Here is a 10,132-nt window from a genome sequence, read left to right as displayed (position 1 = left end):
AAAGTGTTGCAAGCCGTCGCTCATCACCATAACTCACCGGATTTCCAGCAAAAATCACTTTATGCTCGTCACTCAGAGGATAATAGGCACCCTCATAAAAAATACCCGAAGGAGTATGGAATAGTCCTTCAAATAAAGACCAATTTCCCGAATTTAAAGTCGCCTCATCCAAAAACAGGTACTTCCGACCGGTTCGGGCATCCTGCGCCCAGGCTTTTATCGCATCGATGCCTTGATGCAGTTGTTCTCCCTCGTGCACGAGCTCCTGGGTTACAAAAGTCGTTTTTCCGACCCCAGACAATCCCGAAAGAAACACATAGGGCGCTACGTCAAGCATTTGGTGCACTAAAGCGATTCGTGCCTGGGTAGATTCTTCTGCCTCCTGCATGGCCGTCATTGGATTTAGCGCCGCCAGGGGTTTGATTTGTGCCGTATGCTGAGACAGCCCTGACCAGGCCGCATGACGTTTATGACAGTCAGGAAAAGCCTGCAAATACGTGCTCCTGGCTTTTAGTTTGCACAGCGGTTCGGTGGCGATAAACGGCTCCAGCTCATGAGGAAACTCACCAAGGCAAACTCTTTTATCCTGTTCGCTGACTTCATGAACCTGGGTTTCAACCCATTGAAAACTCTCTGAATCTTCGGTAATCAAAAGTAATCGTCCGGGTTCTATCCCTGTTTTCTTCCGTTGCAGGATTAAAGACGCTAATTGGTCTTCCAGCTCTTTAGCAAAATGCCCTTTCAGAACAATATTTTTGCCTTCAGATAAAGCGTCAAGCAACCAGGATGAACGTTGATGAAATTCAAACTGAAGCACGGCTTCATTCAATCGTCCGTCAAGACGTGTGAGTAAATCAGAAACCATTAATTCTGATACGTCAATAATATGCCAATTCTGTTGGGATGCTGCCAACAGGGTAAGCGTTACATCACTATCCGTACTGTGTATGACTTCAGTTGGGGAAGGAAGAGCCGGATGCCAATTCGTCCGTTCCACAGGATTCACTACGGTATTGAGCTCCAATGAATCAGGAAGTGATGCTCCCTGAGCACACTGAACTCTTAATCTGACCTGATGCTTTTGGCATTCAGTTAAAATCCTGGCCCAGTCATCTAACGAAATGGTTCGAGTGAGCATCACATCCAGGGTACCGTGCTGTGCCTGCTCGATCAACCCCGGTTCTTTTCTTAAACTGCGATCACTGGCTTCGGGGCGGTAAAAATGAAAATAATGGGCCAGACGGTGAGGATTGAGAATATGAGGAACCTCATTTCCGCTGCTGTCCTCATCGGATAAATAATCGACCTGAAGCCATTTTTTTAATTCATTCAGGGCATATCCCTCTTGTTTATTCAGTTGGAGAAGAGCTGGAGCTGGAATCGAACTGCCGGGAAAATAGCGTGTTCCGGGATAACAGGCTTCCGTCCAAAACAGATTAAAATCCTCATCATCCCAAGGGCCATTTTGAATGGTGATGAGTCGTCCTTGCAGATTGGACAAAGCTCCTTCCTGAAACGTCAAATGAGAGCCATCCAGATCCCAACGACCTAACAAGCGCTCTTTCCAATCACTGGCATTGAATAAATTGATCACCACTCCCGCAGCAGCTTCCTCATCGATGGCGGTGGCTAATGGCGGGATGGACTGTTCTAATTGTTTTGCAGGGATGGGACAGCGTTCTTTGGTGTTAAACCGGGAATAAAAATCATCCCCCTGATAGCAATCCGGTTTACTGGTATTGTACAAACCAATAATCTCGACGTTCTCAGGCACTGGTGTTCCGTCGGCATAGCCCTGTTCATCAAGCAGCGCGTTAAAGCGGACGATATCCTCAGCAGAAAAGTGCTCGTAATTCACCAGGAGTACCGGTGATTCCAGCCGATAATCCTCGGATAAAAAATCATGAAGCGGACCGCCCGGTCCTTTTCGTAAAATACCGCGATTATTGAGATCTCGTTGAATAAAGGAGGCAGAGCAGATTAAATCATCCGGGGAATGGATGTAATACACGGGTCTATTGTTTAAATGACATTGTCTTTGTAACGCAAGCCGTAGTGCGTGCACCGATGCCGTAGAGCCAAGTTCAATCAAATGCTTTTTAGAATCGGCAGGGTGTAACACCTGCTGACAATATCCCTCCAGTGTATTGACTGATTTTGAGGGTTTATGCCAGGTTTTCAATACCTGCTCAAAATAATTACTATCCGAACTGCTTCTAAGAGCGTCAATGAGTGTACTGGTCTCTTCTGAAGGTTGTGACGGCGCCGGACAACCCATTATTTCAAAAAAAGAAGAATGATATTTAGGGCCTGATCTGAGTAGTGTGTTAATTCCTTGCTGTTTTTGTTCCGGAGTCAGCCGTTTCATGCTTTTATCCAACATGGCGGAATAATCATCTGGGTACACACTTCGCAATTGAGCTAATAAGCTACAGGTCAATTCCAGCGTGTGAGGGGTATTAATCCCTCTGAACCATGCTGGAATACCCTTTAAATCCTTGAGCAAAAGGCCTTGAAGTGCATCAGCACTAAATTGAAAATTCACGGGGATGAGGTCTAACAACTGCTTGGAATTTTGATTGCAAATTAAATGAAACAATCCACCATGTTGAATGAACTGATTGGGATCACGAATTTCGGGAACTATGACATCACGATCCATTTCAATACGAATCAAATGACCTAAATCGGTATGAATATGGTGCATGAGTTCCGTTGTGGAAACAGACTTAACCCCCTCTTTGTAGTTAGGGTTATAAATCAGCCACCGACCATTATCGATTAAACGGATGCAGAGCGCATGCCAGAAATTGGATAGGATGCATCCTTGGTGCAACTTGATTTTGAGAGGATTTTGAAACGGGTCGTCCTCTAAGTCAGAAAAGAGTATTGAGGATATCCAATCATCGACATCATCATCGTTCAACTGAAGGCGAGATCCAAAAGTGCTGTCATTTATTGAATTGCTGACAAGAAAATGCTCCAGACTGTCTCCAATGTATTGTATATTCGATTGCTCATTAAATTGATATTGCTGAATGGCCACACAAAGTGCCTTAAAATCATAGAGTAATTTGATATCAATTGTGGATAACTGGCCATCCCATGTCTTCATTCGAAGAATAAACTCATTCCACCTTTCAAGAGTACTTCTTTGAAACAAATGACTTAAAGCAGTACAAATTCCATCCTGAATTTTGGGTATGTGCTGTGTGTTGATTTTGGCTAAAGTGAAACATTGCGAGAGCTTTTCAATAATCATTTTTTGATCTATTGATGAACGCTTGCCTTTGAATTGAAATTTAAAATCTTCCGATGTCGGTTCAAAGTCTTTGTAGTCAGCAAGATTATATTTCGAATCCGGCTCATCATTACTATAGGGCAGATGATCATAGTCATATTCAGAATCATCATAACATTCATATTCATCTTCATAACGTCGATAACACACATTAAGCCCGGGATAGATATGGGATAACTCTACAGTATTATCACGATTTATGTTGCCACAATTGATGAGATTCAGTGCTTTGAGATTAGTCAGAGTTTCGATGCCTAATTGAACGGATTCAATAGTCACTGTTCGGGCTTCTTGATTATCACTGAAATCGATTACCTCAAGCATCTTACACGGAGTAAAATCAAATTCATATATGTTATTCCAATCAGAATCATAATGTTCATTATTAATGAATCGAAGTCTTTTTATATTTGGAAAACAGTGAAGAAGCTTTTTAAAATCCGTTTTCAGTTCAAAAGTATTATTAGAGATAATGAGTTCTTCAAGCTGTTCTAAATGAAATGGATTTTGTTCTGGGAGCTTTTTAAAATTAAAATCATTAAGACGAAGACATTTAAGATGGGTTAATTTGTCTCTTAATGAGACAAAGGTGCGTTCATCCCAAGGCAGACTTGATAAACACAAATAGTCAAGCCCCCTTAATGCATCCTCATTAATTTTATCAAGCTCAATAGTTCTTCCTTGTTCCTTAAAAATTTTGCCTCCCAGGGTGAGTTTTTTGAGATGGGGGGTTCTCAACAGTAAGGAATTTAATACATCAGAATGAAACAATGTTTCCGATAAGTTGATTTCTCTTATATTAAAACAGTGAGAGACATCCGATAAATCGAGTTCATCATGAACCTCATTGTCAATGACACAGTGTGTTAAGGAAAACAATCGAATGGATTGGGCTTGTTCTTTCAATAATTGCAATAATTGCGTTAATGATAATTGTCCCTGCTTTATTGTCAAAGACTCCAAATGAATTCCTTGAGTACTCAGATTTAGTGGATTGTGTTTTGTTGTAATTGAAAGTTCTTTAAGATTGGGGGCTGCGGTTATGAATCCATCTAAATAAGTGATGCTTTTGTGATTCAAAGCTAGAAAATTCAGTTGATTCAAGTTGAATTCGGCAGGATTAAAGTTGCCTTCAGGTAAATTGAAATGAAGCTCCTCTAAGGAGGATGAACTGGATAATAGTTCCCTCAAGCGTGCTTCACAATAACCCTTGGATTTAAGTGTGATGGTTCTCAGGCTTTGGATGTGATTGATTTTAGCAAATGTGTTCTTAAAGTATTGAAGTCGCTCAGGGACTTCATTTGACAAAACATCTGCAACAAGTACGCTTAATGGAGGGTTGAATTGTTCACGAGAATTATGAAAAATATATCGCTCATATCTATTTAGCCTGACATAATCGCTTAAATTAAGAGAACGAGGAGCATTAGGCTCTTTGGTGCCAATCAAGCGTTGAACCCAATAATCATCAAGTAATAAGGTTTCATCTTTAGATATTCGATGTTGTTCCGTTGCTCTCTTAAAAATGTCTTTAGGTTGTTCAATCCGGATATGAAATCGAGTATCCTTTCGATCGAGGTTCTTTATATCGTCCAATAATAAAGGATACACTTGCCCTAGTTGTAGAATGTATAGTGAAAAACCCTGTTTCAGTAACTGCAGTAAGGACTCCTGAACGAGGGTTATTTTATGACAGGACCAGTGTTCTGCAGTCCAATCACTCAGAATGAGCTTTTTAGGTTTTTGGCCCATACTGGCTGGTAATTCCCATGCTGCTTTGGACTGGATGAGTCTATTGATATCTAAAACATCAGTAGGGGTGTGCGTGTATGCAGGTTTTGTCTGCGACAGCATGTAATAAAACTCAGCAGGTATATTCATATTTACTCTCAAAATCTATCCTATGTACAGCCATCTCCAAACGCGATGTTCTTTTTAGCTCGACAAATGGGGTTATAATCGTCTTATTTGATTCTCTAATAGGACGATGCTTTTCAGCATCAATCGGCTGAAAATATTGAACGCAAATGTCCATAAAATATACAGGGAGAGTATTAAGAGATAATTAATGATGACATTAAATAATTAATAGTGGTTATATGATTTATTAATGGCTTTTTTCATAGGGTGAACAGACTGCAAGAGGCAAATCGTTCTTTAGTAGCGCTTCCTGAGCTTTTCCATGCAACCTAAGGAACATGAAACTCAAATGCATCTGGCATATGACGCATGATGCTTTTATTGATTTAATATATGTCAGATAGGTCTTTGTTTGTATCATATTGTGCATTTTGTGCGCTCATGATATAGTCAGCCCATTTTTATCTTGCAAAGACTATCAACCATGCCTTTCAATCTCGATCACCAGATACTCGAAGAAGCTCAAAGAACACAGAGCACTCACAATCATGTCACCTCAAACGCTGCTGCAATGCTTGCCATCCGGCTCGCCTCAAAATATTTTTTGCCCGAGCACAAAGCCAGTAGCTCGAGTCAGGCCGCATCTTCGTCTTCTGTTACCGCTTCATCCTCTTCTTCCTCCACTAAAGAAAACTCATCCATGACTCTCGGGATTTCCCATAATTCTGCCGCAATAACAAAAATTCAGCATATCAGAGCACGTTACGAGCACAGAACCAAATCATCCTTATTGGAACTGTCCACAAGGAGCTGGCTAAGCACGATTTTGGACAAAAATATTCTCAATAATGAATTTGACCGAGTCACGCTGGTGGAAGAGCGTGAGGGAAAGCGGGTATCCGCTGAATGGTATCTGCCATTACCCGAAATTTTTGCCATCGTTCTGAGCGCACTAATGGATAAACACGAGCAGGCATGGCCTGTGCCTCCTGGCAGTACCGCAACCAGGGAGCGACTGCTCCGTCTGCAAAAATTTGACCTCATCAACAATGAACTGATGAACGAAATTCCATCCGTTTGCTCAGCCGGTATCCGTCACAGATGGCTTATGGCACTGGATGGTTACGAAGGCAAACGTCTGCCGTTGAATGCAGAAGACGTTCTCATGCAGGGATTGTTCGATTTTATGGTACATGAAGTACTTGAAACACAACTCAAGTTAAAGCTCCCTGATGGACGAGACCCTGCAGGAGATGAACACATTCCATTTTATGAACGATTTCAATCTCTGTTTTTACCCTGGATATTCGAAACCATTCCAGATGAAGTTAAAGCAGCAATCCGAAATGCGGGGCAAGAGGATGCCGCTAAGGAATACATACTCAAGCGCTTTCGCACCATCCAGACCATACCCAGTGATAACATGCTGACAAAAATTAACGGGTATTGCAGTTATGAAGGGCTGATAAGCATCCCGTGTAATTTCGTACCCATCCTCGCAGCATTGGACCGTTTCGCCAAACGTCACGCCATGGCAGTAAGCTCTGGACGCATTGCTGCAACCAGTCTGCACTCGCTTGCCAGCCAAACGATTGCCTGGCTGAAAGGCCCTGGCTTCAGCCCTGAGTCATTAAAAAATGCCGACGCAGAAAAAAATCCATGGGATACTGTCTATCTGGTGATGAGACTCCACGATGTGCTGTACCAGTACAAAGACTACAAAAATCTGCTTCAAGTCTGTGATATGCCCCCAGAACACAAGACTGAATGGCTAGACTCACTCCTTGTTCTGGAGCAATGGCTCAATAATCAGGAGCTCTCTCTGCAAGCCTTACTCGCAGACACCGCTGCACTGGAGCAACAGCTGCGTGCTTTTGAGCGGGGGGTTAGCTTCTGGCGACGCAACACCTATTATGACTTCATCAGCAATTACACCGCACAATGGTTTGCTGCAAAAAATGGGGGAGATATTCCTGTTCTAGCCAGTCTCTTTACCCGGCTTTGTGAACTGTTTTTTAATGAAAATACACCTGAAGCTCACTCTAACTCCGTCATTCGAGTTGACGATGCTCTTTTATCCAAATGGATGACCCAAACGGCCGAAGACGGAACTCTGGATGTCTCGCCTTACCAGATAAACCGCATAATCCTTCATGCCCTGTGTTATGAACCCAATACCTGGTCGCTTTTGTTTCGCGACTGCCTGACTGTAGTACTTACTTTCATTCACAACCGCTGCAATCAGGGGCTAAACAGCCCAGGAGAGGCACTATTCCGAGATTCATGGCCGCAAGAACTACTTGACCAGATTGAGTACCAGCTCAACTCTGAGCAAACAGGTGAATCACCAGTCCCAGTGATATTCACACCAGGCACTATCACGCCTGATACAAGTCTTGACACCGCACGATTATTGGCCATATCCAGTTCTATGCCCGAACACATCATCAAAAAAATTGTGGAGCATCCGGGATTTGATCCTAATGCAAAAGACCATCTGGACTTGACTCCATTTTATCTTGCCGCAGAGTTTGGCAACATACCTTTTGCAAATGCTTTACGTGCAAGAGATGCAGAGTACAAGGTAAGTTATAAAGGCCTGTACAAACCAATGGTTGCAGCTTTGGAAAATCAACATTTCCTTTTTATGCAATGGTTTCTTCAGACACTGGATGAAGATGATATTATCGAGGAACTGACAACAAGGGACGCACATGGCTCTTACCTGATGAAGCGCTTGGCTTCTAACCCTCAGGATTTGATAGACATCTTGCGATGTTTACCTGAGCATATAAGAAAAGAGGCTTTGCTGGAAGAGGATAACAGAGGTTTAACCGCATTGCGCTTATTTACAAAACATCCGTTATTCATCAAGGATGTTGTGAATTGTCTGCCCGAGGATGAAAGGGCTAAAGCATTCATGAAAGATCAGATAGCTGCCCGCAGCCTGTTCCATATCGCAGCAACTGAACAACCTGACATCATAATACATCTTCTGGAAGGCTTACCCGAGATCGAAAGAGAACCATTTTTATTGACGGAAAGTCAGGATGGAAATACCATGCTGCATCATGCGGCAGAAAAATATCCTGAACTATTGATAAGCATTGTGAGCTACCTGCCCAAAACAAGAAGAATTAGCCCTTTAAGCGTAAAAAACAATGAAAATGTGAATGTGCTCCACCAAGTAGCTATTAGCCACCCCAAGTTACTGGAACGCCTTTTCCTTCTCATTCCAAGTCCCGACAGGTATTATGCTCTGACGCAAAAAACGCAAAATAACAATACTCTCCTTCATGATGTAGCAGTAATTGCGCCCCAAATCCTAATAAAACTTCTTGAGTGCCTTCCCAAAACACGAAAAGAAAAGGCAATCATGGCAATAAATAAAGATGGGGATACAATCCTGCACCTTATCGCACCATGGAATTACCCTAAAATTCTAATAAAACTCCTCAACTACTTGCCGTTGGAACTAAAAGAAAATGCAGTGATTATAAAAGGCCGAAATAACTCTACTTTGCTGCATCTGGCAGCAAAATTTCACCGATGTTTAAAGCCACTCTTAAATCTTGTCCCCGAAGCAGCGAAAACGGATGTGGTGATGGCGTGTGATGATGGGGGTAATAACGTGGCGCACTATACATTATACAGTTCAAAAAGCCTGAAACTGTTTTTAAACTGGCTTGCCCAAAAAGATCACTTTACTGTTTTTATGGCAAGAAACAAGGACAATTGTACTGCGCTGGAACAGATTGCAAAAACCAACCCAAAAATGCTGATCCAAATTCTGAACACCTTTTCCGAGACAGAAAGACGTACCATCTTGCAGGAGAAATTCGAATTCGGCTACGGCATGTTACATCTGATCGCCTCAAATCACCCCAAATACTTGATACAACTTTTGGATTATCTGTTGGAGAGTGAGAGAATAGCCACTTTGACAACACTTAACGGCTATGGCTGGAGCGTGTTGCACATTCTGGCAACAAAAGACGCCCAACTTTTTATAAATGTTCTAAACCGCCTTCCCTCAGGAGAAAGAGCTGCTGCTTTAGCAGTAACGGATAACACTGGTCTACCTGTAGTACATCAAATCCTATCCTATTCTCCTATCATAACAAAACAATTCAAGCACTTCCTGCCTGAGGCCGATCGCGCTTTTGTAGTCAAGTTAAGAGACGCACAGGACTCTTCTCTGTTGCATAGCGTAGCAGTAAAGTGCGCCATCGCATTAAGATCTCTTTTGAATTCTCTAAACGAAGAAGAAAGAGTAGATGCAGTGATGACGCCAAACAGCGAGGGTAATAACGAACTCTATCAAGTAATACATCATGCAGGGTTAGTAAAAGTAATAATGGAGTGTCTGCCGCAATCAGCACGCGCAGGGGTAGTGACGTCATGTAACAAGAATGGCATTTCGGTGCTGCATTATGCCGCATCATACCCTGACTTGCTGGATTTGCTTCTGAATTATCTGCCCGAAGCAGAACAGGATGCTGTTATGATGCTTTGTAACAGCGATGATTTTACCCCCTTAAAACCGTCTGAATGTCGCCCCAGGTTTGATCCACTACATCAACTTAGACCAATATTGAATCGAGCTAATGACAGTTTAAGAGAATTAAGCTCCGTAGGTTTATTAAGTTTTAACCCGAATACACCCAGAGTAATATCTTCACCGGCCTCGTCATCAGCCTCGGATTCTTCTCCAATCTATGGCAGGCATTCATTGTTCAAACCAATTTCAACTACGCCTGAAAATGAGAGCGAAAGTGAATTGGATACAATGAATATGAAGAGACGAGCTTTATGAGCGAATGCTCTGTACATGACAAAAAAATCGGTCATGCCCGCGCACTGATATATCCCCTCAAATTTGCTAAAAATAATTGCAGTAAAATTGAAGTCGTGATCTAATTTCCCCCAACAAATTTGTTTGGGGAAAATGATGGAGCCTATCGATTTACT

The 10,132-nt window shown here is 42.3% G+C and carries 2 protein-coding genes; one reads left to right on the top strand and one right to left on the bottom strand.

What is annotated here, in order from left to right; all coding sequences use genetic code 11:
- The coding region (locus ELY21_RS15170; protein ID WP_148111698.1) for a hypothetical protein at positions 1-5,182 on the bottom strand (5,182 nt) is incomplete at its 3' end.
- Between the two features lie 463 nt (positions 5,183-5,645).
- Between ELY21_RS15170 and ELY21_RS15165 the strand changes: the two genes are divergently transcribed.
- Positions 5,646-9,977, top strand: a complete 4,332-nt coding sequence (locus tag ELY21_RS15165) for an ankyrin repeat domain-containing protein (RefSeq protein WP_127110872.1) — start codon at positions 5,646-5,648, stop codon at positions 9,975-9,977.
- The last annotated feature ends 155 nt before the right edge of the window (positions 9,978-10,132 follow it).

Origin of the sequence: Legionella sp. km535 (genome assembly GCF_003990085.1) — a bacterium.
Lineage (GTDB): Bacteria > Pseudomonadota > Gammaproteobacteria > Legionellales > Legionellaceae > Legionella > Legionella moravica.
Note: the sequence above shows the minus strand (reverse complement) of the source record. Positions and strands in the feature narration are given on the sequence as shown.